The organism is Rhodococcus baikonurensis, assembly GCF_040489275.1.
Lineage (GTDB): Bacteria > Actinomycetota > Actinomycetes > Mycobacteriales > Mycobacteriaceae > Rhodococcus_F > Rhodococcus_F baikonurensis.
This window is the reverse complement of the sequence record NZ_JBEUOQ010000018.1, coordinates 22,156-45,699: the sequence shown is the minus strand read 5'-3', so window position 1 is coordinate 45,699 and position 23,544 is coordinate 22,156. Positions and strand designations below refer to the sequence as shown.

Genomic DNA, 23,544 nt, shown 5'->3' with positions numbered 1-23,544 from the left:
CGGACAACTCAGTTGGCCGGGGTCTGCAAGGATTCGGTATCGACCGACTCCGTCAGAACCCCGTACTTGACCAACAGTTCGATCTCCGCCCCGAGAGTGCCCGGTTCCACTACTGCGACGAACTGAGGATTCTTGCTGTTGGCCAGCATTTCGAGCGGAATCTTGGCTTGTGTCGAGAGTGCAGCCTTGACCGCGCCCGGATTCTGATTGGCGTAGTCGACCGATTTGGCAAGCGCCGTACGGAATTTAGCGAGAGAGTCGGGGTTCGCATTGACAAACGATTCCGAAGCGACCAGCGAGGTTCCTGGCACGCCGGGTGCGGCCAGGGGGAAGGGGTGGCCGAGGATCTTCAGCCCGGAGTCGGTTGCCTTGCTCAGGAACGGATCGATGAGGAATGCTGCATCGGCTCCGCCAGTGGAAACGAGGTCACCGAGGTTGGGCATGGGCGCTTGGATGAACGAGACCTTGTCGGCTGCTCCGCCGGATTTCTCCACCGCGGCAGAGATGACCGCCTCGCTGACAGACTTCAAACCGCTGATCGCAACGGTTTTGCCTTCGAGGTCACGGAATCCACTGATGGAACTGTCCTTGGCGACAACGAGACCGGATTGGTCGACATCGTCATTCGCGGCAAAATTCGTGAGCCCTCCGACGATGGTGACGGGCATGTTCTGGCTGCGTGCCTGAATTGCGGCAGCGGCAGTCGTGGCTGCCATATCTGCATTTCCACTGAGCAGCAACGGAATCTGAGCCGAGGAGCTGGCCCCGCCCTCGACGAGCTGAATGTCGAGTCCCTCAGCGGTGAAGAATCCTTGCTCCATACCCAGCCAGATCGGTGCGAAGTCCGCGATCGGTTGAGGTGCGATACGAATCGTGGTGGTCTGGGTGCCCCCGTCGTCGGAGGCCGTGGCGTCGCTCGAACAGCCGGTCAGTGCCAAAGCAGCCGTCGCGACCGCTGCCAGGGCAACAACTCTGAACCGTGGTGTCGACCGAAGGGTATGTCCAACCGTCATGTCCGAAAGCCTCTCGCTGGGAAAGATAGGACTTCCTTGCCGGTAATCCGGTGGGAAGGTGAAGACGCTCAAAGAATTCCGTACGCCGGAACGATTGTTGTGACTATAGTAATTTCCTAGGCGAATGCCAAGGGTTTTCCAAGAACACGAGATTTCGGATCGCCGGGTACTCACACGGCACCGGGAGGGGATCGGATGACGAAGGGTTCTGCGTCCGCCGTCGACAAAGCGCTGGATCTACTCGAGGCCATCGCGCGCTCGACCACGCCGATGAAGCTCAGTGAGCTGGCAGAAGAAGTCGGGATGCTCCGCCCGACTGCGCACCGAGTACTTGGCGAACTCGCGAACCGTGGTTGGGTCTTCCGCTACGACGGTCGCTATCTCCCCGGCCCGGCTGCACTGCAGGTTTCTCACGAAGCGGCAGCGCATTCGTTGGCGGCCTTGTGCGATCCGACCATGCGGGTGCTGTCCGAGAGCACGGACATGATGGTGAATCTGCAGGTTCTCGAGAGTGGCGGGACTCGGATCATCGCGGCGCTGCGTCCCGAGCGACTCAAGATGATCACTCGGATGCTCGGGGATCTACTTCCGCCGCACCGGTTCGCGGGACCGCTCGCGTTGGTGGCGGCACTCGAGGACAATACCCGGGCGCCTTACCTGGCAATGGTGGAAAAGAGTGGCTATCCACTCGAAGGCCCCACCGGGTTCCTCGCCGACATCGCCGAGACGCAGAAAACCGGATTCGCGGTCGTCCACAAACGATCTCAGGACATCATCGGTTCGGTCTCGCGGGCAGTGTCCTCTCGCAAGGGCTCTCCCCTCTGCGCGTTGACGGTGATCGGTTTCGACACCGACTTCGACGCGAAAACGACACGGATGGTCGAAGAACACCTGCTGCGGGCGACCGATGAAGTGCAGCAACTCCTTACTGACCACACTTCGGGCAAGCGCCCGTCCGACGCAGGAGAAGAAGGATGATTCCACGGACCGAGGGCTTCATCACCGTCGCAGACGGCGAACGGGTCTGGTACGAGACTGCCGGCGAGGGCCCGGATCTGATTCTCACGCACGGTCTCGGCGGCAATGCCGCGGTCTGGTACCAACAGGTACCGTACTTCGCTCAGCATTATCGGGTAATCAGCTGGGATCAGCGAGGATTCGGCCGGTCTACCAACGAGAACGGCAACCACGGCCCGGTAGCCGCTGTCTCGGATCTGATCGAAATCATGGACCTGCTGGACGTCGATCGAGCGCATGTGGTCGGCCAGTCGATGGGCGGTTGGGCCGCGTTGGGAACCGCGATCGCTGTTCCGGACAGAGTGGAGTCGGTAGTCCTGGCCTGCACGACCGGCGGCATTCCCGTCGGCTTCGGTCCGGACAGTGCACCGCCCCTCACCGCGGCGCCCGTCACCGCGCGGCCCCTGGGGGAACATCCCGCTGTGGGCGGACGGTTGCCGAGCTTGGACATGGCGAGGGCATACCTGTACCAAGCCCTCGGCACCTTCGGTCATCGGCCACCGGACACCGAGTTCTTCCGAATTCTCAAGGCCCACAACTACTCGCCGGAAGAGCTTGCCGCGGTGGCGGCACCGGTTCTGTTGATCGCGGGCGAGCTGGACGATCTGATGACACCCGATCGGATTCGCAGCGCCGCCGAATTCCTGCCTCACGCAGAAGTCGTCGAACTTGCCGACCGCGGCCACTCCCCCTACTTCGAGGACCCACACGCGTGGAACGAGTTGGTGGCGCACTTCCTGGCCGATGTGCGCGCCCGTCCAGTGCTCTGAAGCGCTACTCGTCACGCATATTCCACTTCCGAGGAGATCTAATGGATTCATCTCAGATCGTCGAGTTCATCCCACCCGCTTTCGATACACCGTTCTCCACCGGAGTTCGCGTCGGAGACGTCCTGTATCTGTCGGGTCAGATCGGCATGCTTCCCGACGGAACCTTGGCCGACGGCTTCGAAGCGCAAGCCCGCCAGACCATGGAGAACATCGTGGCTTCGCTGATCGCCTACGGTTCCGGTGTCGAAGCGATCTTCAAATGCACTGTCATGCTTGACGACATGTCACGCTGGCAGGAGTTCAACAAGGTCTATCTCGAGTACTTCCCGGCGTCGAGACTGCCGGCCCGCAGTGCGTTCGGAACAGACGGACTGGCGCTGGGTGCGCACATGGAAGTCGAATGCATGGCGTACACCCCGAGGGTCTGACTGCTCGCGGGCACTAGTCGTCCCAGTCCACACGTTCAGCCAGGCGCAGCAATGTGCGTCGGCGCGTAGTGCTGGTTTCGCCGATGTGCGCGATCCGGCCGTAGATATGGGCGCGGAAGTGCTCGATTCCCGCTCGATTCTGTTCCTGCGCAGAAGTATTGGCGGCATTGTGCAGCAGAGCGCGCAGGCGATCGTAGTCGTCACGCGGATACGACGGTTGGTCGTTGATCACCAGCCCGGTGAGGTGTTGGCGTCGATGAGGGCGCATCACCTTGGTCTTTCGCGGATGTACGGCAAACCCTTCGTCCTGGGCGATCTGCTTGATCGTCCAGAGGAGGGTGCTGACGTCGGCTATTTCGATTCCGGAGAAGGCGAGGTCGTCGGCGTATCGGGTGTAGGTGAGCCAGTTCGCCTGTGCGAGTGCGCTCGAGCGGATGTCGAATGTGCGCGCGACGAGATTCGCCAGTGCCGGCGAAGTGGGCGCGCCTTGTGGCAGATGCGCGGTGCGTAGCTGTGATGCCTGTGCATAAGGTAGACCGCGCAGAGTATCGGCAGGTGTTGCAACAGTGCACAATCCGGTGAGCACTCCTGCCACGGCGGGTGGGTAACCGAGAGCGGCGAAGACCGCGTGAACACGGTTTCCGGTGATCGACGGGAAGAATTGCATGAGATCCACGCCGATCACGATTTCCGACTGTGCATGCGGCGCTGCAAAAGTCAGTGGACTTCGTCCGCGAACAAACCCATGAGCTGCGTCGTGCGCGGGCACCTGGTCGAGGATGCGGCGCAGAATTTTGCGTTGGATTTCCCGCAACCGGGGTTTGGGTATCTCGAGGAGGCGAGCCCCGGCCTTCTTGCTGATCTGCATCGGCCGGTAGTGGCGCAGTTGCAATGGTTTCGTGCGCAGCCACTCCCCACGGTCGGAGAACCACTCGAGTTCGGAGATCGTCAGATCCAGTGAACGCGCCAGGTCCGCACTGGTGTTGTAGCGCGGGACGTCGAACCGCCACACCGAGGATTCGTTGGTGTCCATCGAGACCGGGACGGGTCGAAGCCGCGGCAGTTCGCGTAGCAATCGGTACAGAGTCTGAGGTTCGAACGGTGGAGCGGGCATGAGATCGAGCACCCGGACGGCCAGCGATGTCGCCGACACACCGTGGACTGTTCCGAACGCCTCCTCGAGTCCACCGAGTGTCCATGGAGCGTCAGCGGCCGCAACTGCCAGACGCCGCGCCAACTCGGGATCGAGCTCGAAGTCACGCATGGATCGAGCCCGAGATGCGGCGGCGTGGGGTGACCAAATCCTTTGTCCGGAGCGGCGGCAAGCACGCGGAGCGTGCCGAGCGCCGGTGGACGCAGTATCCAATTCTTCTGGCCGACCCAGGGGTTACCCCTGAGACTGGTCGCGTGGACCAACTCTCACCCACGCGCCGCCGCATCTCTTCACAATGGCAGACCGTCCGGTATCTGTCACGTGTGAAGCTGATCTGTCAGCTGTGGGTCATCAGATCGACGAACGATCCGAACCGACGAACTCGCTGATCCACGGCACGACTGCTTCGCGGACGGTGACCGCCTTCGGCAGTAGTCCGTTGCTCAGCAGGAGATCGGCCGCCCGCTGCTGCTCGTCGAGGAACTCGTCGGTGACCGGGTTGACGCCGAAAGGACGTCCGCGCAGTGCAGCTTCCCAGGCATCGAGGCTTGCGGACCCACCACGCTTCTCGACGTCGTCGACGAAGATCTGCGCGGCTTCGCGGGGATTGGCTTCGATCCACGCATCGGATTCCTGCAGAGCCTCGATGATCGCCTGAAGGGCCTCCGGATTGGTCTCCGCGAAATCGCGCCGGGTGAACCACAGTGAGGGGTGGCTGAAGAGCCCGTCGGTGGCGATCAGCGTGCGCAGCTCGTGGTTCGCTTCGATGTCCGTCAGCCCCGGGTACGCACCTACCCAGGCATCGATGGTGCCGTCGACGAGATCCGCTCCACCACCGCGCACGTCGGTATCGACGGGGACGATGTCGGACCAGGTCAGCCCCGCCTGATCCAAGGCGAACAACAGAAGTGTGGTCTGCCACGATCCGTGCGCGATGCCGACTCGCTTGCCGCGCAGGTCCTCTACCGTGTTGATCTCGGACTCTGCTTTGACTACCAGGCGCCCGTTCTCCACGCGGGGGCCGGAAATTCCGATGTAGACGAGATCGCGGCCCTGAGCCAATCCGGTGACGGGCGGCGTGAATCCGGTTCCGATCACGTCGTATCCGCCCTCCTCGAACAGCCAGTCCGAGTGCAGGGTCGGCAAGGCGTTCTCCGGGTTGACTGCGGGCTTGGCGGGAAGCTCGCGCAGGTCCACCCACTCGACATCCGGGAGACGACGTTCGAGGATTCCGGTGTGGCGCAGAACGAACAGTGAATTGTTGTGTGGGAAGTATCCGACGCGAACGGTCATGAGATCTACGGTTTCCTGTTCTGAATCAGTGATGGAGGTGGCTAGATGAGGCCGCGTCGGCGCGCCTCGTCGGCGAGCCCGCTACGGCCCCACTGGACGGCGAGGTTGGACGGATCGAATTCGACCGAACCGCCGAGGGATTCGGCGATCGCCTGGAACTGTGCGCCTTCCTCGAGGAGGACGACGAACTTCGCGAGGTCGAGCAACCCGCTGCGGCCGATGACGTTGACCCCGCCGTTGGCTTCGAAGATCGCCACCAGATCGGGATCGTGTTCGAGACGCTCGAGAATGAAATCGCCGGCAGAACGGGACCGATCGATGTGCGGCGGAATCTCTCGGGAGAGCGTCAGCCTCTGCGAAGCCGCATAGCGGATGGGGAGCGTCCGATGAGTCTGTGCCCAACCGCCGAGCCACGGAGTGTGGATGTGGACAACGCTGGTGATTTCCGGATGCTGACGGAAGACGGACGCGTAGCCGGTGACGAAACCGGCCGATCCGTTGCCGGACAGCACTTCTCCGTCGAAGGTGGCGACCACCGGTGACACCGACGGATCGTCCGCCCACGGTCCCGGATCGTTCAGGGCGACTGCGATTTCGGTACCGGGCACGCGTTCGACGAAGTTGACGGTCCCGTTGGCTGCAACCGTTCCGGTCTTACGGAAGACGTCGAATGCCTTGTCTGCTACTTTGCGCGCTTCCTCGACGAATGCTGCAGTATCGGCGTCGAGTCGAGTTTCGGTGGTGGTCATCGAGTCTCCAGTCCAGAAGGTGTGATCGGGGTGCGCTGCAGGAGGGGAAGAACTTCTTCGCCGACGCGGTATGCCTCTTCGAGATGCGGGTTGCCGGCGAGGATGAAGGCGTCGACGCCCAGCTCGCGCAGCTCGTCGAGTCTTTCGGCGACCTGCTCGTAGCTGCCGACCAGTCCGAACGCCGGGCCTCCGCGGATCAGGCTGAAACCGCACCACACGTTGGGCTGCACCTCCAGATCCCGGTAGCCGGTGATGTGTTCGGGTACCCAGCCTTTGATGCGGGCGGCTCCTACCGAATCGCCCTGCGCTGCTCGGTCGGCGGCGCCCTTGTCGACGAAAGCCCACCCCTTCTCGATCTCGGCCCACGCAGCTTCTTCGGTGTGCCGGGCTACGACGTCGATGCGTACGGCGAATTTCGGCGTGCGTCCCAGTTTGGCCGAGTTCTCCCGCACGCCGTCGATCTTGGCTCTGAGATCGGCGTACGGCTCCAGCCAGGAAAGGTAGTAATCGGAGTGCAGTCCGGCGGCGGCGACGGCTGCGGCCGAAGATCCGGAGAAGTACACCTCGGGAAACGGTTGGCCGGCCAGTCCGGGTGGCAGTGCGGCGCCGTGGGTCTGGAAGAAGCGACCGTCGAAGTCGAAAGGTTCACCGTCCCACACACCCTTGAGGACATCGAGGAACTCGGATGTCCTGGTGTAGCGATCGTCGTGGTCGACCTTGTCGCCCCACCACAGCTGAGGCGCTCCACCTCCGCCGCTGATGATGTTGTAGACCAGACGTCCACCGGTTGCGCGCTGCAGACTGGCCGACATCCGCGCGGCCTGGACCGGGTGAAGGAACCCCGGTTGGAACGCAACCATGAAACGGTACGTGGTGGTCTCGGCGGCCAACGCTGCGGCGGTCGCCCACGGATCCTCGGTCATCGGGAAGGACGGCAGCAGCCCACCGAGGAAGCCGGCGGATTCGGAAGCCTTTGCCACCGCGGCCATGTGGTCGATGTAGCTGTATCCGTCCAACTCGCCGCCCCGGATCGCGGGAGCGATGTTGCCCGGCCCGTATCCACCGGCGTCACCGCGGTTGTAGCGACGCGGTGTACGAAGCGACGCGTGGTCGCCCTCCATTCCGATCCGCCAGTAGAAATCTATGCTCATGCGGTGGCCTTCTCTTCTGTGGTGGCCTTCTCTTCCTTGCGGATCCGACCCTCGGGATCGACCAGGTGCAGGAGATGCTCGCCCGCCCGGTGCAGCTCTTCGATGTGTGGCCGACCCGACAGGACGAAACCGTCCACGCCGAGATCTCGATACGACGAGAGTCGCTGTGCCACTTCCTCGTAGCTTCCGACAAGACCGATGCTGTGCTCGTAGCCGATGCGGTCGAATCCGGACCAGAGGATGCCGCCCCGATCGATCTCGAACGCAGTGGAATCGGATTCTCTCAGTTGCCGTTCGACGCGAGCCCAGGCTTCGTCGGCTGTCTCCCTCGCGATGATCGGGATGCGCAGCACCTTCTCGACAGTCCTGCCGAGTTCGGACGCTCGGTCGTCGAGGGCCGTGATCCGCGTCGAGAGCTCGTCACCGGCGAGCGTGAACTGATGGACGTCGCCGTGGTGAGCGGACAGTTCCAGAGCTTCCGGAGAATCGCCGGTCAGATGCACTCGGGGAAAAGGGAGTCCCGACAAGATGCCTCGGAATCCGCCGCCGAGCACGTCGTAGTATTCGCCGTCGAAGTCGTAACCCGTGCCACCGAATCCGCCTGGCAGAATTTGTTCCTCGTTCCATACGCCACGGGCGACGGTCAGGAACTCCGCGGCGCGCGCGTAGCGGTCGGCTCCTCGAACCACGTCTCCGCGAGCGGTGGCATCTTCGGCGTCAGTATCGACCTTCACTCGCCACTCGAGACGACCTGCCGACAGACGCTGAAGTGTCGCGGACATTTTGGCGGCGTAGACAGGAGTGCCGAAAGTGGGATGAAATTCCACGACCACTCGCGAATGACGCGTCTGACGTAGTGCGGCGGCGGCAACGATCCAGGATTCTTCCCCATTCGGATCGTACGGTGCGACAACGCCGTCGACGCCAGACAGTTCGGCGGCGAGAACGATCTGCGCCAGTTCGTCGAAGGGCCCGAAGTTTCCGGGGCGAACATCGGTCGCGATTGTGGTGGGGCGTTGTGCGCCGAATCCGCCTCGACTGTTCAGTGCGGCCACTGCCCGGCGTCCGTCGCCGCGCGAGGGTAGCTCCCAGTAGACCTCGGTCATTTGAGTGTGTCTTTCTGAGCGGCGACAAGTGCGCGTGCCTGTTCGAGGGGTTCGGGCGCCACCCAGGACTGCAGGTCGAAGTCGGCGGCGAGGAAGCCGTGCGCATAGAGGAACTGCTTCTGCACGCCGAGCAGATCGACACGCTCGTCCGACAGGCTCAAATGCAGTCCGGTGTGGAAATTCTCGCCGTACGCTGCCACGACACCCTCGGGCCCCGACTGCGTTTCGGTCTGCAGAACGGCTCGAACCTCGTCTATGTTGGCCGCCGCCCAGTCTGCCGCCCGCAGACTCTCGGCGAGGAAGCCCACGACGACGTCCGGGCGTTGTTCGAGGAGATCTGCATGAACCGTGATCGGACGCGGTGTGCCGTTGTTGACGCGATCACGAAGGGATGCAGTGGAATCGAGGTCGACAGCTACGGCGAGGCCGTGTTCGCGGGCAACTTCCTGGGCGCGGGCGCCCTTGACGTAGATGGCGTCGACGTCGCCGCGCAGCAAGGATTCGACACCCCACGTCGTGTTGCGGGTCGAGGAGGCGGTGCTGACCTCAGGTGCTGCCGTCGTTGCAACCTCGACGAGGGTGACGTCGGCAAAACTCAACTCGCCCAGTCGAAGCGCGGAGGCGAACCCGTGCAAGGACATGGCGCGGGGGAAGCTCCTGGCTTGATCGGCTGCCCACGCCGGGATTCCGATCCGGGCGCCGGCCAGCAGGCCTGCTTCTCGGATGTCGGAGTCTCCACGCACCAGGATCGCCTGGGCCTCGTCGATCCAGGTGAGCCCGATGAGCCTCGTCGGAGAACCACTGGCACGCGCGGCCAGTGCCGGGACATTGCCACCTTCGCGAATGAGTCCGGAGAGATGGTGGTCGAAATGGCGTACTGCCAATTCCGGTCCGGCATCTTGTAGTACGCCGAATCGCACTCCGGATTCGGTTGCCGTCCGGTCGAGCCATCCGAGGCTGTTCGCGAGGCCGCTGGCGGTGGGAACGGGGCAGCGGGTGTACCAGAGTGTGTCGATTGCGGAATCAGCGATCAATGTCATGACTGTCCTGTCCGTCGGGGAAGGTGCGTCCGACGCCGAGTTCCTTCAGGAAGCTCGCTCGGTAGCGCAAAGATTCGGGATCGTTCCGGTCGCGGGGGCGTGGCAGATCAATGTCGACGTCCACGGCAAACCCACCCTTGTCGAGAATGAGTACCCGGTCGGCAAGTCGTACGGCTTCGTCGACGTCGTGCGTGACCAGCAATACCGCGGGACGGTGGCGGGCGACCAGATCGCCTACCAAGTCCTGCATTTGGAGTCGCGTGAGGGCGTCGAGTGCGGCGAAGGGTTCGTCGAGTAGCAGCAGTTCAGGTTCGCGAACGAGGGCGCGAGCCAATGCGACGCGTTGGGCCTCACCACCGGAGAGCGTGGCCGGCCAGGCACGGTGCTTGTCCGCGAGGTTGACCTCGGAGAGTGCGTTGCGTGCGTTGTCGGTCACCTGCCGTGAGCGCTTCTGTCCGACTGTGACATTGGCGAGAACTCGCTTGGACGGTATCAATCGTGGTTCTTGATAGACGACTGTGCGGTCGCGCGGGACCAGCACCTCACCGCTGTCCGGTGCTTCCAGTCCGGAGAGCACGCGCAGCAGTGTCGTCTTGCCCGTTCCGCTGGGGCCGAGGAGGACGACGAACTCGCCACGAGTGATCTCGAGGTCGATGCCACCCAGAACGGTCTTGTCGCCGAACGACTTACGCACCCCGGTCAGTGAGACCGCTACTGGTGAACCGGCCCGTCGCTCGGCCGCAGTGGTGCCGGTCCGCTCACGGGTCGCCAACGGCGGCAGAGGTGCTTCGGTGGATGGCAGCGAGCCGATGGCTGTGTTCGTCATCGTGCCACCGACAATCTCCGCCACGGCATGGAGTACCGCTCGATCAACCTGACCACGGCGTCGAAAATCAGGCCCAGCGCCGCATACATGACGATGCACAGAACCATGTAGTCGGTGCGGTTGTATTCCTGCGCCAGGGTCACCAGATATCCGATGCCCTCGCGGGTGCCGACCTGCTCGGCTGCGATCAATCCCGTGATGCTCAGCGAGAGGCAGATCCGAAGCCCCATCAGAACGCCGGGGAGGGCGGTCGGAAGAATTGCTCCGAACACCAGTCGCCAACCCGTCAGGCCGAAACCTTGTGCCGCTTCGACCATCTTGCGATCGACCCCGCGCACTCCCAGGTAGGTGTACGCGTACATCGGGGCGACGGTAGCGACCGCGATCAGCACTACCTTGAAGGTTTCGTCGATACCGAACCAGGCGATGAACAGCGGAACGAGCGCGAGGAACGGAACCGCGCGGTTGATCTGCATGGCCCCGTCGATCAGTTCTTCGCCGAGCGAGGAGAGGCCGGAGAGTACCCCGAGCACCAATCCGACGATCACGCCGACCGAAACACCGAGTGCAGCACGTTGAAGCGACGCGAGACCGAAGTCGACCAACTGGCCCGACTGGTACAGCTCGGCGAAGGCCGTCCACACGGCGGGAGGTCCGGCCAGGATCTCCTCTCGAATCAGTCCGGTAGCCGACCCGATCCACCATCCCGCGACCAACAGAGCCGGAACCAGGAAGCGGAGGGGGATCGAAATCCACTTAGGTCGGGTGCGATTGCGCCGGTAGCGCGGCGTTTCGAGTTGTGGATGCTCCACTGACTGCGGCGCCGTTCGAGCGGGGCGGGTCAGCGTCACCATCGGGTCACTTCCCCTCGGTGGTGGGCGCTGCCGCTGCTGAACCTGCCACAGCGCCCTGGAGGTCGAAGATCACGTCACTACCCTTGAGCGGCTGCTGGATCACCTTGTTCTCGGCAAACAGCGTGGAGATGGATTCGAGGTCGGTAGCGTCGGCTGCAGTCGGGTAGCGGAAGTTGGTGATCTGGCCGCCCAGGGTGATCGCGTCGTCGAGTCGCTGTCCGGAGAGAGCGCGCGGACCGGTCTGTTCGAAGACGTTCTCGAACGCTGCCGGGTCGGCCTGCTGCTTCGCGGTGAGTTCCTGGGTGACCTCGAGGAACTTCTGGACCACCTCGGGATGCTCTTCGAGAATCGCGGTGCGGCCGGCGATGATGGTGCTGTCCACGGAGTCGATGCTCGCCTCGGTTGCGATCTCGACCGCACCCTTGGCCTTGGCCTCCTGGTACGGAATCAGGAACGATGCCCACGCGTCGACCTGTCCGGTGGAGAACGCCGACGCGGCGTCTGCCTGTTGCAGCGGAACGCGTTCGACGGAATCGATCGGCACTCCGGCCTGTGTCAGGGCCTTCAGCGTGATGTACTCGCCCTTACCTGCCGGGTTGACGGCGATGCGCTTGCCGGCCAGATCGGCGACGGTCTTGATGCCGGATTCCGGAGTGGCGATGATGCCGGCCTGGTCCTTGTTGTAGGGGTCCGACGTGGCGAAGATGCGGACACCCACGTCCTTGGACAGTGCGCCGACGACGGGACTGTATGCGCCGGTTTGGATGTCGAGCTCACCGCTGTTGAACAGTTTGAGGTTGGAGCTGAATCCCGGCGTGGTCTTGACCCATTCGATCTTTGCGCCCAGCGGTGCCAGCGCCTCGTCGTAGGTTCCGTCGCGCTTGCCGACGGCGATGGCACCGGAGTTTCCGGGATCGAAGACCTTGAGCGTGAAGTCGGCGCTGGAATTGCCTGCGGCGCTGTCGGAATCGGAAGAGCCACACGCCACCGCCAACCCGGCCAGCGGGATCAGGGCGAGCGCAGCGGCAGCTCGTGGCAGTCGGCGGAAGCGGGACATGTATGTGGCTCCTTCAGGCGTTGATTCGTCAGAACTGACGACGATGACGCTATTGGGTGCGTGTCCGTTTTACCCCCGTTTGTTTTCTGGAGATTGGAAATCTTGACAACATCGGAAGTCTGTTCATCTGGGCTTTTGTAGGTCCTCGCCTAGTTCCTTTCCGCCTGATGGAAAGGATGGCCGGACTGCTGGGTCCGTGTTAGCGTCCGATTCTCAGGTCGATCAGGCCACAGCGAAAGGATCGTTCGTGACGGACGCACGCGGCGCGGGAGTTCAGACGGTAACCCGTGCCCTGACCCTGCTCACATGTTTTCGCAGTGGCGAAGAACTGGGAGTCTCGGAAGTTGCGCGGCGACAGGAGCTTGCGGTCAGCACCACGCATCGATTGCTGCAGTCGCTCGTCGACGCGGGGTTCCTCGAGAAGGACGACGCAACCAGTCGGTATCGCATCGGCGCGGCGCTGGCGGCTTACGGACAGGTCTCCTACCGGCAGCATCGGATCTATCTGTCCGAGCCCTATTTGGAGCAATTGGCCGCGACGACAGGAGCATCCGCCTCCCTGGCAGTGCGAAGCGGAAGTGAGGTGGTGTTGCTCGGGTTCAGTCGGTGGCGCGAGGCCGACGGACATGTGCTACAGGGTGTTCGACTTCCCTTGCACGCGAGCGCCCTGGGGAAAGCCTTTCTGGCTTGGTCCGATGTCGACGATTCCGAGCTCGCCGCGCTGCCACGTGAAGCGACTACCCAGCGCGCGATCACCGATGTTGCCGGTATCCGCCGGGAACTGGAGTTGACCCGCGAGCGAGGATACGGATTCAACGACGAAGAGTTGACCCCGGATTTCCGAACGATCGGAATTCCGATCATCGATGGATCAGGCTCTGTGCGTTACGCTCTCGGGCTTCGTGGTCCGGTCGAGCTGATGATCAACGAACGGATTCCGTTCCTCGCCGACCTTGCCAAGGTGACTGCGCGACAGATCGGTGAAGTGCTTCTCTGAACTGGCGTGAAGCGTTTGTGGCAGATCCGGCCGAACGTGATTACCGTTGAAGTCGAGGGCGCGATCGCACAATGGCTACGCGACGTGACCGCGTCCTCGTGAGCGTGGAGACGAGTGATGACGACGATCGGTGTCGTTGCCCTGCTGCTGGGCGTCCTGTTGATCGTGGTCGAGGCGCATGCCCCAACCGCGGGGGTGCTCGGTGCGCTCGGAGCACTCATGATCGGTGCGGGCGTCTGGATGCTCTTCACGTCCGACGGTATCGGCCAATCGATCGCGATCCCGGTGACGGCGGGGGTCGCGGTGGTCGGCCTGGGCGTGGTGGCGGTTGCGAGCCGAAAAGCGCTCACCGCGCGCCGCGCGCCCGTGCGTACCGGGACGGAATCTCTTGTCGGCTCCGACGCGACCGTTCGCAGCTGGGCTGGTGCGCAGGGTCAGGTCGAGCTTGACGGCGGATTATGGCGTGCACGAATGGAATTCGGGTACGACGATTCTGTTCCCGCCGTGGGTGAATCCGTCGTCGTAGAGCAGGTTCGAGGCCTGACTCTGAAAGTGCGCCGTCGTGAACCGTGGGAGCTGCCGCTATGACCACCGTGCTTGTCGTCTTGTCCGTGTTTGTCGTGCTGATTGCAGTCCTTGTGGGTATGTCGGTGAGAGTCCTGCGTGAGTACGAGCGCGCGGTGGTGTTCCGCCTCGGTCGACTGATCACCTTGAAGGGTCCTGGCCTGGTCATTCTGGTGCCGGCGATCGATCGCATGGAGCGGGTCAGTCTGCGAACCGTCACGCTGAAAATACCGGTCCAGGAAGTGATCACCCGCGACAACGTTCCGGTGAAGGTTACCGCCGTCACATACTTTCGGGTCGTCGACGCCGACCGTTCGATAGTCGAGGTCGAGGACTTTCTGGCCGCCACCTCGCAGATCGCCCAGACCACACTGCGCTCCATTCTCGGTAAGGCCGAGTTGGACTCGCTGCTGTCCGAACGTGAACGCCTCAACGAGGACTTGCAGAAGGTCATCGACCAGCAGACCGAGCCGTGGGGAGTCAAAGTCACCACCGTGGAGATCAAGGACGTCGAGATCCCAGCCAACATGCAGCGCGCCATCGCCCGGCAGGCTGAGGCCGAACGTGAACGGCGAGCCAAGATCATCAACGCCGACGCCGAATTTCAGGCTTCGGCCAAGCTCGCCGAGGCGGCCGAGGTGATCAGTCGCAATCCGACCACCCTGCAATTGCGTTATCTGCAGACGCTTCACGAGATCGGTAGTGAGAACAACTCCACTGTTGTCTTCCCCTTGCCGCTGGATCTTGTCCGGCCCTTTATCGGTGGCCGAGTCGAGGCTACCTCCGCGGCCCAAGAACCTGCCCGTTTCGCCTGGAATGCGAAAGTTGTTGATTAGCAGCTAGTTTCGTTTCCCTATCCCTTGTATTCGAAACTGTGTTCGAATATGATTGCTGCATGGACAGTCGGGATGCGTGGCAGCTGGATGGTGAGGGCCTCAAGGGTGAGGTTCTGGATCTGGTGCGTGTCCGGCATGAGTTGCAGTCGCGGATGGTGTTGTTGATCGTGGAGATGTTTTCCCGTGAGGTTCTCGGCGGGAAGGGTTTTCGGGCGATCGCGCAGTGGTTGCATGGTTCGACGAATCTGGAGATCGGTGAGTGCAGTCTGCTGGTCGGGTTGGCGCGGTTGTTGATGCTCGAACCCGTTGTGGGCGACGCGTTTCATCGTGGTGACGTTGATGCGTTGAAAGCCCGTCAGGTGGCGTCGTTCTGTCAGCATCCGCCCAAGAACATGACGCCGGCGGATGTGGACAAGGCCCGCGGAATCCTGCTTGGCCTGGCGTCGAAGAACGTTGCCGATTGTGATGCGGTGCGGGCGGCGATCCGCCGAATCGAGAAGCAGTACGGAAAACGTGAGGACGGGGTCCCGGTCGGGGAGGATTCGGAGCGTAACGAGTTCTACGCGTCGAAAGGTTTGTACGGGCGCGTGTCGGTGAAGGGTGATCTGGATGCTGTGAACGGGGCGCGTCTGATCACGTTGTTGTCGAGCCTGTCCGCTCCAACGCCGGAGAAGGACGGTGTCAAGGACACCCGCACGCCGGCATTACGCCGGGCCGACGGGTTCTGCGAACTACTGCGCCGGTACGAGCGGGCGGGATTGGGTCCGATCGAAGGCGGGGTGAAACCGCACATCACGATCACCGCCAGTGCGAAAGACATGACCGACCTGAAAGCTCTGAAAGACCTCCTGCCATCAACTCAGGAACTCGGGTTCGCGTGGACGGATTGGGTGGGCCCGATCAGTATCGACACCGCCCGGATGCTGGCCTGCGACTGCACGATCACCCGGATCTTGTTGGATGAGAATGGTGTTCCGCTCGACTGCGGTAAGGAAGCGAGAACAGCGACGGTTCCGCAGCGGCGGGCGTTGGCGGTGCGTGATGGTGGGTGCGCGTTTCCGGGGTGTGGAACACCCCCGGGGTGGTGCGATGCTCACCATATTGTTCATTGGAATGATGGTGGCCCAACGGATCTCGATAATCTGATCTTGTTGTGCGGTCATCATCATCGGACGCTGCACCACACCGAGTGGAGGGTGGAGATTGGCCCGGATCGGAAGTCGGTGTTCTATCCGCCGATGTCGATCGACCCGTATCAGCACCCGATCGGCGGGAACAGCCCACCCACAGCAGCCTGAACCGCGACAACTGGATACGCACGCGCCGGGGAATCACCATGCCCCGGTGCGTGCGGTGCGTGCGGTGCGTGCGGTGCGTGCGGTGCGTGCGGTGCGTGCGGTGCGTGCAGTCAGAGCATCGTCGAGATATGTTCCGGTATTTCGATACCGGAGTCGAGATCGTCAGACGGAATCGGTTGACTGAACTGGCTCGACACGGGAACTACTCCGGCCCAAATAGTTTCGACGCCGATGTCAGCGGCATCGTCACCGGGCCCGCCGGTGCGGGCCTTGACGGAAGCCTCGTACAACGGCAGTGCAAGAACGACGGTTGCCGCCATTTCCTTGCGCGTGTGATCCCGCAAGTGTTGGGAACGTCCGGGGGCCACCTGGTCGACGATCAGATTCAAAGCCTTCACCCGCTCGTCGTTGTCGGTCACGACTCGAGGTGATCCGACAATGACGCCACTGCGGTAGTTCATCGAGTGATGGAACCCCGACCGAGCCAGCACGAGCCCGTCGAGGATCGTGATGGTGATGCAGATTTCGCTGTCGGGCGCCAAGCTCCGCGAGGCCACCGAACCATGGACGTAGATGGACCCGTCACGGTCAGGGCCGTCGAGGTCGAACCCGTACGCGGTGGGAAACACCATGGGAACTCCGCCGACGGTCACGCCCATGTGGCACAGCTTCGCGGACTGCAAGACGTCGACGAGTGCCGCGCGTTCTGCGACGCCGTGGTGGCGGGCGCGCTTGTGCGTCGTGCGTGCTGTCGGGGACAGCGGAGTAGGTGCGGTGGGGGCAGGAGCTGGGGCAGCAAGGACAACGGAATCTGTCATGCAGACAATGCTGCTGGCAAAGTGGCTTCAAGTCATGGTCCAATCAAGGGAGACTTCGATAGGCCACTTCGATTGGTCACTTCCGAGAGGGTTCTGAATGTTTCTTCCTTCGGCGGTAGCTGTAGTCCTCGACCGGACGGATCGGCGGGCGCTTCCGGTCCAGGTCGCCGACCACCTCAGAGCCGACATTCGCAGTGGCCAGGCTGCGGTGGGTCTGCGGTTACCCAGCTCGCGGAAGCTGGCGGCGGAACTCTCGGTGGCGCGGGGCGTCGTGGAACGGGCGTATGAGCAGTTGATCGCCGAGGGTTGGCTTGTCGCTGTGCACGGCTCGGGCACCTTCGTTGCCGAGGCGCCCTCTCCCGTGGTTACTCCCGCGACGACACCTGCGAAGCCCGCTGACAAGCTGTCGCCCAGGGTGCAGCTCCGGCCGGGCGTGCCGTGGACGCCGCCGCGTGCATCGGCAGCGTGGCGGCGGGCGTGGCGTGACGTCGGGGCCAAACCGCCACCATTCGAGGATCCCGATCCTGCGGGCGACTACGAATTGCGTTCGGCACTATCGGAATTGCTGGCAAGGGCTCGCGGAATGTCGGTTGAACCCGAGAGAATCCTGATCACCTCGGGTGCGACCCACGGCCTCGGACTGGCCTTGTCGGCGCTGCGTACCAGTGGCGCAGTCCTGGCGATGGAGGACCCCGGGTACCGGTATGCGTCCTCGGCTGCAACAGCGTGTGGATGGTCTCTGCTGGACGTACCGGTCGATGCGCACGGTCTCCGTGTAGACCAACTCGGATCGGCGCCGGAGAATGTTCGCGGCGTGTACGTGACACCGTCCCATCAGTATCCGACGGGTGGGCTGCTTCCAGTAGGTCGGCGCAACCAGTTGATCGAGTTCGCACGCGCCCGCGACGTCGTCCTGTTCGAGGACGATTACGACTCCGAATTCCGTTACGACGTAGCGCCTTTGCCTGCGCTTGCCCAGCTGGCTCCTGACCGGGTGGTGTATCTCGGAACGGTTGCCAAGACGCTCGGCGCCGGAATTCGATTGGGCTGGTTGGTGGCTCCTCTCGACCTGGTCGACCGCATAGCAGTACACCGCAAGCGAATCGGCGACTTCCCGTCGGTTCCGCTACAGCAAGCACTCCTGTCCCTGCTCCGTGACGGCGAATGGGATCGGGCGGTACGTACCGCGCGGCGCCGGTACCGCGAGCGCGATCGGGCGGTCGAGGAAGCGCTGTCACCGTTCGGTGAACTGCGGGGTCTCGGCGCCGGCATGCACACGACGCTCATGCTCGACGCGGATCTGGCAGCCACCGTCGCTCGCGAGGCACTCCAGCACGGCGTCGAAGTGCCCACCCTGGTCGAGTCCACCCGAACGCACGGAGACCCCGGCGGATTGGTCATCGGCTATGGGCGAGTGGATTCCGCAGACCTCGAATATGCGCTCGAGGTGGTAGCCGAGTGCCTCGCACGTCACAGCGCGTGAAGTCTCGTTGATCGGGAGTGCGGCAACGGATGGGCGTCGTCCAGTTCTAGCGTCCACTCGTGACGATCCGAAGCCAGACCTATCCGCACCTGCTCGCACCAGGCACCATCGGCCCGATGACCGTGCCCAATCGCGTCGTTCTCCCTGCCATGGACATGAATCTGTGTGAAGACGGGGAAATCGAAAAGGGCGACATCGACCACTTCGTGGCGCGCGCGGCCGGTGGAACGGGTCTGATCATCACCGGTTGCTGCGCTGTTGCATATCCGCTGGGCTGCACCAGCCGCAAGGAACCGGGACTCTCGGAAGACCGGTTCATCCCCGGACTGAAAGCGTTGGCCGACGCGGTGCACGACGCAGGCAGCAAGCTCTGTGTGCAGATGACACACCACGGCAAGGTGGCGCGCATCGATACCCTCGACGGCCGACCGCAGCTGGTGCCGTCCATGCCGAAGCCGCCGGGTGACATGAGTGCGATGGCCGATTGCACACCCGAAGAACTGGGCAAGATGGCTGCCATCAACGAGGGCAAGAAGGCGACCTACCACGAGGCCGACCAGGAAGATCTCGATTGGCTCGTCCGCATGTTCGCCGAGGCTGCCGGACGGGTGAAGGCGGCGGGCGGTGACGCCGTCGAGATTCACTGCGCCCACAACTACGTCCTCGGAGCGTTCCTGAGTCGGTACACCAATCAGCGCAGCGACGAGTACGGCGGTTCCATGGAGAATCGTGCTCGCCTGGCTTGTGAGGTCATTCGCGCAGTCAAGGCGGAGGTTGGCGGTTCGCTTGCCGTCATCGTGCGTCTGGCCGGTCAAGAGTATGGCGAAACCGACGGGCTGACCGTCGACGAGGCTGCTGCGGCCGCCACGATGTTCGAAGGGGCCGGCGCTGACGCCATCCACGTCACCGGTACCGCACTGAATGCTTTTGCCAACTTCACCGACGGACCTCTGCCCGACAAGGTCGGCTACTACACCGACAATGCAACGCGAATCAAGCAAGCGATATCGATCCCCGTGATCACGGTCGGACGCATGCTCCCCGAGGTCGGCGAGAAGATGATCGCGGAAGGTCGCACGGACTTCGCCGCAATGGGCCGTCAGCTCCTGGCCGACCCACAGCTGGTGAACAAACTCAAAGACGGTGCACCCGAGCGGGTTCGGCCATGCATCAATTGCTACGTCTGTGTGCAGGAGAACTTCTGGGACGAGACCCCGCTGTGCGCGGTGAACCCTGCTCTGGGCAACGAAGCGCTTCTCCCCTTCGTTCGGACGAGCACTCCGAAACATGTTGTTGTGGTCGGGGCGGGCCCCGGCGGTCTCGAGACGGCTCGTGTGGCAGCTGAACGTGGGCACCGAGTCACGGTGTTGGACAAGTCCGATCGACTCGGTGGCACCCTGTGGTTCTCGAGCCTCACTACCCCGGACAACGGGCGTCTGCTCAACTGGTTGAAAGTGGAAATCGAGCGTCTCGGTGTCGATGTTCGACTGAAGACCGAAGCCTCGGTTGCGTCGATCCGGGCACTGAACCCTGACTCCGTAGTAGTGGCTACCGGTGCAGTCCGCGAGCGGCCGAGCGTTCCGGGCGGCGATCTCCCGCACGTACATACCGGTGACTCGTTGCGCGCCTTGATGACCGGAGTCGGCGACGTCTCCCAAGTGCCGCCGTTTCTTCGTACGATGGCCAAGTTGGGCAAGCTGTCCGGTATCACCAAGAGTCCCGCCGCGATCCGAGCGGTGACCCGCAAGTTTCTGCCCATGGGCAAGAACGTCGTCGTGATCGGTGGTTCGCTTGTCGGACTCGAGCTTGCGGAGTTCCTGGCCGAGCGCGGTCGCACTGTGACGCTGATCGAAGAAGGCCAGCAGTTGGGCATTCCGATGGCGATGCCGCGCCGCTGGACGGCTGTGCGCCACGCCAAGCATGTCGGTGTGAACATTCACCGCAATTCAACGGTGCAGCGAATCACCAAGGAGCACGTCGAATTCCGTTCCGGAGACAAGACACTGACAGCTCCGGCCGACATGGTTGTCGTCGCGTCGGGAGTGTCGGCACAAGCGCCTCTGGCCGACGCACTGATCGGCGTCGTCTCGGACGTGCACGTGGTCGGTGACGCGGTGAACGTCGACTACATCGAGGGTGCGATGCACACGGCGTGGAAAGTTGCGATGGACCTGTAGTTCAGCTTCAGGTAGCGCTTTGTGCCGCAACGATGTCCGGCCACCATCGGGCCGCGACATCGGGGTGCGCGCGTAGTCGACTCTTGAGGGCGTTCGCCCCGTAGGAATCGTGGATCGGGTTGTTCGCGTCCACGGTGACGCCGGTGGCGCGCGCCGCCAGCTCGGGCGGTAGGTCGAACTCCGGGATCTGCGCTGCGTAGTTCGGGTTGAAGAAGAACGGCACCGAAATACGTTCGCCGTCGCCCTCGGGTGAAACTACCCGGTGCACAGTCGCTTTCAAGTAACCGCCGGTAGCGACCTCGAGCAGTTCGCCGATGTTGACCACCAGCGCCCCGTCGATCGGCGGTGCGTCGATCCAGTCGCCGTCGTGCTCGACCTGCAGACCGCCCTTGCCCGGTTCGACATAGAGCAGAGTCAGCACACCCGCGTCCTTGTGCCCGCCGACGCCCTGGGAGCCGGCACCTTTCGGGCGGCCAGGGTAACGCACGACCTTGATGAGGATCGACGGATCGTGAGCGAACGCGTCGTCGAAGATGTTCGCATCCTGGCCCAGCGCTACCGCCCATTCGCGCAGGAGGCTCAATGCGATCGAGGTGAGCGTGTCGTTCCACTCGGTGATGACGTCGCGGAGTTCGGGAAGGGCATCGGGCCACTGGTTGGGGCCCTGCAGGATCTCCCAGGCCGGTGAGGTGTCGGTGCGCTCGGCCGCGGGCTGTTCGGCGCCGATGTCGATCTGCTCGCGCCAGTCCTGTTTGCCTTCGGTCAGTTCGCCGCCGAGCCTGGTGTACCCACGGAAGTGCGGGCTGCGGACGTTCTCGATCGCGAGCTTCTCGGCAGTCGGAAGCGCGAAGAACTCGCGTGCGACGGAGAGGAGGCGTCGCTGCAGGTCGTCAGGAATTCCGTGGCCCACCAGATAGAAGAATCCGACCTCGTGGGTGGCCTCGCGGAGCTGAGTGCGGAACTGCTCGGCGGTGTCGGGGTTCTGCGCCAGCGACAGATCGAGCACTGGCAGCGACGTAATCGACATGGGTTCCTCGATCCGTGTGATGGTTCTGATGTCCATCATTCCACGCTGATCGGCACCCGGACCCGCACGGCGATTCGGCAGCCGCAGGCGTGACTACCCGCGCGGATGCGGAAACACCCTGCGGATAACAGAATCGGGGCCTTGCGCCGTTGGCGCAAGACCCCGAATCAGCGTGAGTCGAATTATGCTTCGTCTGCGCGGCGTAGACCTACGCCTCATCGGCTCCGATGATGAACGCTTCGAGCTCGATGCGAGCCTTGTCGTCGGCCATCTGGACCGGCGGGGACTTCATCAGGTAAGCGGAAGCCGGGTAAACCGGTCCACCGATGCCGCGGTCCTTGGCGATCTTGGCGGCGCGGACGGCGTCGATGATGATGCCGGCAGAGTTGGGCGAATCCCAGACCTCGAGCTTGTACTCCAGGTTCAGGGGAGCGTCACCGAAGGCGCGGCCTTCGAGGCGGACGTATGCCCACTTGCGGTCGTCGAGCCACTCCACGTAGTCCGAGGGGCCGATGTGGACGTTGCGGTCGTGAACCTTGCCGGCAAGTGCGCCGGTCAGGTTGGACGTCACGGCCTGAGTCTTGGAAACCTTCTTGGACTCCAGGCGATCACGCTCGAGCATGTTCTTGAAGTCCATGTTTCCACCGACGTTGAGCTGGTACGTGCGGTCCAGCACGACGCCGCGGTCTTCGAACAGCTTCGCCATCACGCGGTGGGTGATGGTGGCGCCGACCTGGCTCTTGATGTCGTCACCGACGATCGGGACGCCGGCGTCCTTGAACTTGGCAGCCCACTCCGGGTCGGAAGCGATGAAGACGGGCAGAGCGTTGACGAACGCAACGCCTGCGTCGATCGCGCACTGTGCGTAGAACTTGTCAGCGTCGTCGGAACCGACAGGCAGGTAGGAAACGAGGACGTCGACCTGAGCGTCCTTGAGTGCCTTGACGACGTCGACGGGCTCGGCGTCGGACAGCTCGATGGTCTCGGCGTAGTACTTGCCGATGCCGTCGAGGGTCGGGCCACGCTGAACGGGAACGTCCAGGGGCGGAACGTCGGCGATCTTGATGGTGTTGTTCTCGCTCGCGAGGATCGCCTCGGAGAGGTCGAAGCCGACCTTCTTCGCGTCGACGTCGAACGCAGCGACGAACTGCACGTCGCGGACGTGGTACTTACCGAACTTGACGTGCATGAGGCCGGGGACCGTCTGGGTCTCGTCGGCATCCTTGTAGTAGTGGACGCCCTGAACCAGGGACGAGGCGCAGTTACCCACGCCCACAATGGCTACGCGCACCGCGGTGCTGTTCTCACCCATGGTCGGGTTCTCCTTCTTTCCGGGATGTTCCTGTTGTCGATTGCTCGGCTGCGATCAATTCGTTGAGCCAACGCACTTCGCGCTCACTCGATTCGAGTCCGAGCTGATGGAGCTGACGGGTATAGCGGTCCAGCGATCCGCTGGCCCGACCGACGGCCTCGCGGAGCCCCTCGCGGCGCTCCTCGACCTGGCGTCGCCTGCCTTCGAGGATCCGCATCCGCGCTTCTGCGGGGGTGCGGCTGAAGAAGGCGAGGTGAACGCCGAAACCGTCGTCGGTGTAGTTCTGCGGCCCGGTGTCGGCGACCAGTTCGGTGAACCGTTGCCGACCTTCCGGAGTGAGCTGGTAGACGCGACGCGCCCGACGCTTGAGAGTGCCGGTGGCAGTGTCGACGTCTTCCGAGATCAATCCGTCGGCTTGCATGCGCCGCAGTGCCGGGTACAGCGATCCGTACGAGAACGCGCGGAATGCGCCGAGCAGACCAGTGAGCCGCTTACGCAGCTCGTATCCGTGCATCGGTGACTCGAGGAGCAGCCCGAGGATTGCGAGTTCGAGCAACTGACAAACCTCCCGAGTC

23 protein-coding genes are annotated in these 23,544 nt (G+C 63.1%); 9 read left to right on the top strand and 14 right to left on the bottom strand.

Annotated features, from left to right (window positions below; genetic code table 11):
* Nucleotides 1-8: 8 nt before the first annotated feature.
* Nucleotides 9-1,013 carry an ABC transporter substrate-binding protein gene (locus ABWI03_RS28745; RefSeq protein WP_298772603.1) on the bottom strand — a complete coding sequence of 335 codons (1,005 nt, stop codon included), beginning with the start codon at nucleotides 1,011-1,013 and terminating at the stop codon, nucleotides 9-11.
* Between the two features lie 195 nt (nucleotides 1,014-1,208).
* Between ABWI03_RS28745 and ABWI03_RS28740 the strand changes: the two genes are divergently transcribed.
* From ABWI03_RS28740 to ABWI03_RS28730, 3 genes are read left to right on the top strand one after another with little or no spacing between them, the layout of a single operon-like run.
* Complete coding sequence (locus tag ABWI03_RS28740; RefSeq protein ID WP_095971653.1) at nucleotides 1,209-1,991, top strand: IclR family transcriptional regulator; 783 nt, start codon at nucleotides 1,209-1,211, stop codon at nucleotides 1,989-1,991.
* A complete protein-coding gene (locus tag ABWI03_RS28735; RefSeq protein WP_095971654.1) occupies nucleotides 1,988-2,800 on the top strand; it encodes an alpha/beta fold hydrolase in 813 nt (270 codons plus the stop codon). Before ABWI03_RS28740 ends, ABWI03_RS28735 begins: the two co-directional genes overlap by 4 nt.
* A 41-nt stretch (nucleotides 2,801-2,841) precedes the next feature.
* The gene (locus ABWI03_RS28730; protein WP_296555205.1) at nucleotides 2,842-3,228 is read left to right on the top strand and encodes a RidA family protein; all 387 of its coding nucleotides are present in this window, start codon (nucleotides 2,842-2,844) and stop codon (nucleotides 3,226-3,228) included.
* Nucleotides 3,229-3,241: 13 nt separating this feature from the next.
* Here the strand turns inward: ABWI03_RS28730 and ABWI03_RS28725 are convergent, their stop codons facing one another.
* The 9 genes from ABWI03_RS28725 to ABWI03_RS28685 all read right to left on the bottom strand — a co-directional run bounded on the left by ABWI03_RS28725 (nucleotide 3,242) and on the right by ABWI03_RS28685 (nucleotide 12,457).
* Nucleotides 3,242-4,492: a reverse transcriptase family protein gene (locus tag ABWI03_RS28725; protein ID WP_298772608.1), complete on the bottom strand. Its 1,251-nt coding sequence runs from the start codon at nucleotides 4,490-4,492 to the stop codon at nucleotides 3,242-3,244.
* A 240-nt stretch (nucleotides 4,493-4,732) separates the two neighbouring features.
* Nucleotides 4,733-5,674 carry an ABC transporter substrate-binding protein gene (locus ABWI03_RS28720; protein ID WP_124567282.1) on the bottom strand — a complete coding sequence of 314 codons (942 nt, stop codon included), beginning with the start codon at nucleotides 5,672-5,674 and terminating at the stop codon, nucleotides 4,733-4,735.
* Between the two features lie 41 nt (nucleotides 5,675-5,715).
* Nucleotides 5,716-6,423: a class II aldolase/adducin family protein gene (locus ABWI03_RS28715; RefSeq protein WP_095971657.1), complete on the bottom strand. Its 708-nt coding sequence runs from the start codon at nucleotides 6,421-6,423 to the stop codon at nucleotides 5,716-5,718.
* Nucleotides 6,420-7,574: an LLM class flavin-dependent oxidoreductase gene (locus ABWI03_RS28710; RefSeq protein ID WP_003946051.1), complete on the bottom strand. Its 1,155-nt coding sequence runs from the start codon at nucleotides 7,572-7,574 to the stop codon at nucleotides 6,420-6,422. The genes ABWI03_RS28715 and ABWI03_RS28710 overlap by 4 nt, the downstream gene beginning before the upstream one ends.
* On the bottom strand, nucleotides 7,571-8,680 hold the full coding sequence (locus ABWI03_RS28705) for an LLM class flavin-dependent oxidoreductase (RefSeq protein ID WP_298772624.1): 1,110 nt from the start codon (nucleotides 8,678-8,680) through the stop codon (nucleotides 7,571-7,573). Before ABWI03_RS28705 ends, ABWI03_RS28710 begins: the two co-directional genes overlap by 4 nt.
* Nucleotides 8,677-9,720 carry an ABC transporter substrate-binding protein gene (locus ABWI03_RS28700; RefSeq protein ID WP_298772625.1) on the bottom strand — a complete coding sequence of 348 codons (1,044 nt, stop codon included), beginning with the start codon at nucleotides 9,718-9,720 and terminating at the stop codon, nucleotides 8,677-8,679. The genes ABWI03_RS28705 and ABWI03_RS28700 overlap by 4 nt, the downstream gene beginning before the upstream one ends.
* A complete protein-coding gene (locus ABWI03_RS28695; RefSeq protein ID WP_095971774.1) occupies nucleotides 9,704-10,546 on the bottom strand; it encodes an ABC transporter ATP-binding protein in 843 nt (280 codons plus the stop codon). The genes ABWI03_RS28700 and ABWI03_RS28695 overlap by 17 nt, the downstream gene beginning before the upstream one ends.
* Nucleotides 10,543-11,400: an ABC transporter permease gene (locus tag ABWI03_RS28690; protein WP_095971660.1), complete on the bottom strand. Its 858-nt coding sequence runs from the start codon at nucleotides 11,398-11,400 to the stop codon at nucleotides 10,543-10,545. The genes ABWI03_RS28695 and ABWI03_RS28690 overlap by 4 nt, the downstream gene beginning before the upstream one ends.
* A gap of 4 nt (nucleotides 11,401-11,404) precedes the next feature.
* On the bottom strand, nucleotides 11,405-12,457 hold the full coding sequence (locus tag ABWI03_RS28685; protein ID WP_298772628.1) for an NrtA/SsuA/CpmA family ABC transporter substrate-binding protein: 1,053 nt from the start codon (nucleotides 12,455-12,457) through the stop codon (nucleotides 11,405-11,407).
* A 247-nt stretch (nucleotides 12,458-12,704) separates the two neighbouring features.
* Between ABWI03_RS28685 and ABWI03_RS28680 the strand changes: the two genes are divergently transcribed.
* The 4 genes from ABWI03_RS28680 (at nucleotide 12,705) to ABWI03_RS28665 (ending at nucleotide 16,152) form a co-directional block, all read left to right on the top strand.
* The gene (locus ABWI03_RS28680) at nucleotides 12,705-13,454 is read left to right on the top strand and encodes an IclR family transcriptional regulator (RefSeq protein ID WP_298772630.1); all 750 of its coding nucleotides are present in this window, start codon (nucleotides 12,705-12,707) and stop codon (nucleotides 13,452-13,454) included.
* Nucleotides 13,455-13,571: 117 nt separating this feature from the next.
* Nucleotides 13,572-14,042 carry an NfeD family protein gene (locus ABWI03_RS28675; protein WP_124567276.1) on the top strand — a complete coding sequence of 157 codons (471 nt, stop codon included), beginning with the start codon at nucleotides 13,572-13,574 and terminating at the stop codon, nucleotides 14,040-14,042.
* Nucleotides 14,039-14,854 (top strand): slipin family protein, encoded by an 816-nt coding sequence (locus ABWI03_RS28670; RefSeq protein ID WP_298772632.1) that lies wholly within the window; start codon nucleotides 14,039-14,041, stop codon nucleotides 14,852-14,854. Before ABWI03_RS28675 ends, ABWI03_RS28670 begins: the two co-directional genes overlap by 4 nt.
* A 59-nt stretch (nucleotides 14,855-14,913) precedes the next feature.
* Complete coding sequence (locus tag ABWI03_RS28665; RefSeq protein ID WP_298772634.1) at nucleotides 14,914-16,152, top strand: HNH endonuclease signature motif containing protein; 1,239 nt, start codon at nucleotides 14,914-14,916, stop codon at nucleotides 16,150-16,152.
* Between the two features lie 110 nt (nucleotides 16,153-16,262).
* Here ABWI03_RS28665 and ABWI03_RS28660 read toward each other — a convergent pair whose 3' ends face one another.
* Nucleotides 16,263-16,970 carry a pyridoxamine 5'-phosphate oxidase family protein gene (locus ABWI03_RS28660; protein ID WP_298772636.1) on the bottom strand — a complete coding sequence of 236 codons (708 nt, stop codon included), beginning with the start codon at nucleotides 16,968-16,970 and terminating at the stop codon, nucleotides 16,263-16,265.
* Between the two features lie 97 nt (nucleotides 16,971-17,067).
* On the opposite strand from ABWI03_RS28660, the gene pdxR reads away from it, so the two are divergent.
* Both pdxR and ABWI03_RS28650 read left to right on the top strand, forming a co-directional pair.
* A complete protein-coding gene (gene pdxR, locus ABWI03_RS28655; protein ID WP_298772638.1) occupies nucleotides 17,068-18,453 on the top strand; it encodes a MocR-like pyridoxine biosynthesis transcription factor PdxR in 1,386 nt (461 codons plus the stop codon).
* Between the two features lie 59 nt (nucleotides 18,454-18,512).
* Nucleotides 18,513-20,630, top strand: a complete 2,118-nt coding sequence (locus ABWI03_RS28650; RefSeq protein ID WP_298772640.1) for an oxidoreductase — start codon at nucleotides 18,513-18,515, stop codon at nucleotides 20,628-20,630.
* A 7-nt stretch (nucleotides 20,631-20,637) separates the two neighbouring features.
* Here ABWI03_RS28650 and ABWI03_RS28645 read toward each other — a convergent pair whose 3' ends face one another.
* The 3 genes from ABWI03_RS28645 to ABWI03_RS28635 form a co-directional block, all read right to left on the bottom strand.
* Nucleotides 20,638-21,696 (bottom strand): isopenicillin N synthase family dioxygenase, encoded by a 1,059-nt coding sequence (locus ABWI03_RS28645; RefSeq protein WP_298772642.1) that lies wholly within the window; start codon nucleotides 21,694-21,696, stop codon nucleotides 20,638-20,640.
* Nucleotides 21,697-21,865: 169 nt separating this feature from the next.
* Nucleotides 21,866-22,969, bottom strand: a complete 1,104-nt coding sequence (locus tag ABWI03_RS28640; RefSeq protein ID WP_003945979.1) for an inositol-3-phosphate synthase — start codon at nucleotides 22,967-22,969, stop codon at nucleotides 21,866-21,868.
* On the bottom strand, nucleotides 22,962-23,525 hold the full coding sequence (locus ABWI03_RS28635) for a PadR family transcriptional regulator (RefSeq protein WP_003946014.1): 564 nt from the start codon (nucleotides 23,523-23,525) through the stop codon (nucleotides 22,962-22,964). The genes ABWI03_RS28640 and ABWI03_RS28635 overlap by 8 nt, the downstream gene beginning before the upstream one ends.
* Nucleotides 23,526-23,544: the final 19 nt, after the last annotated feature.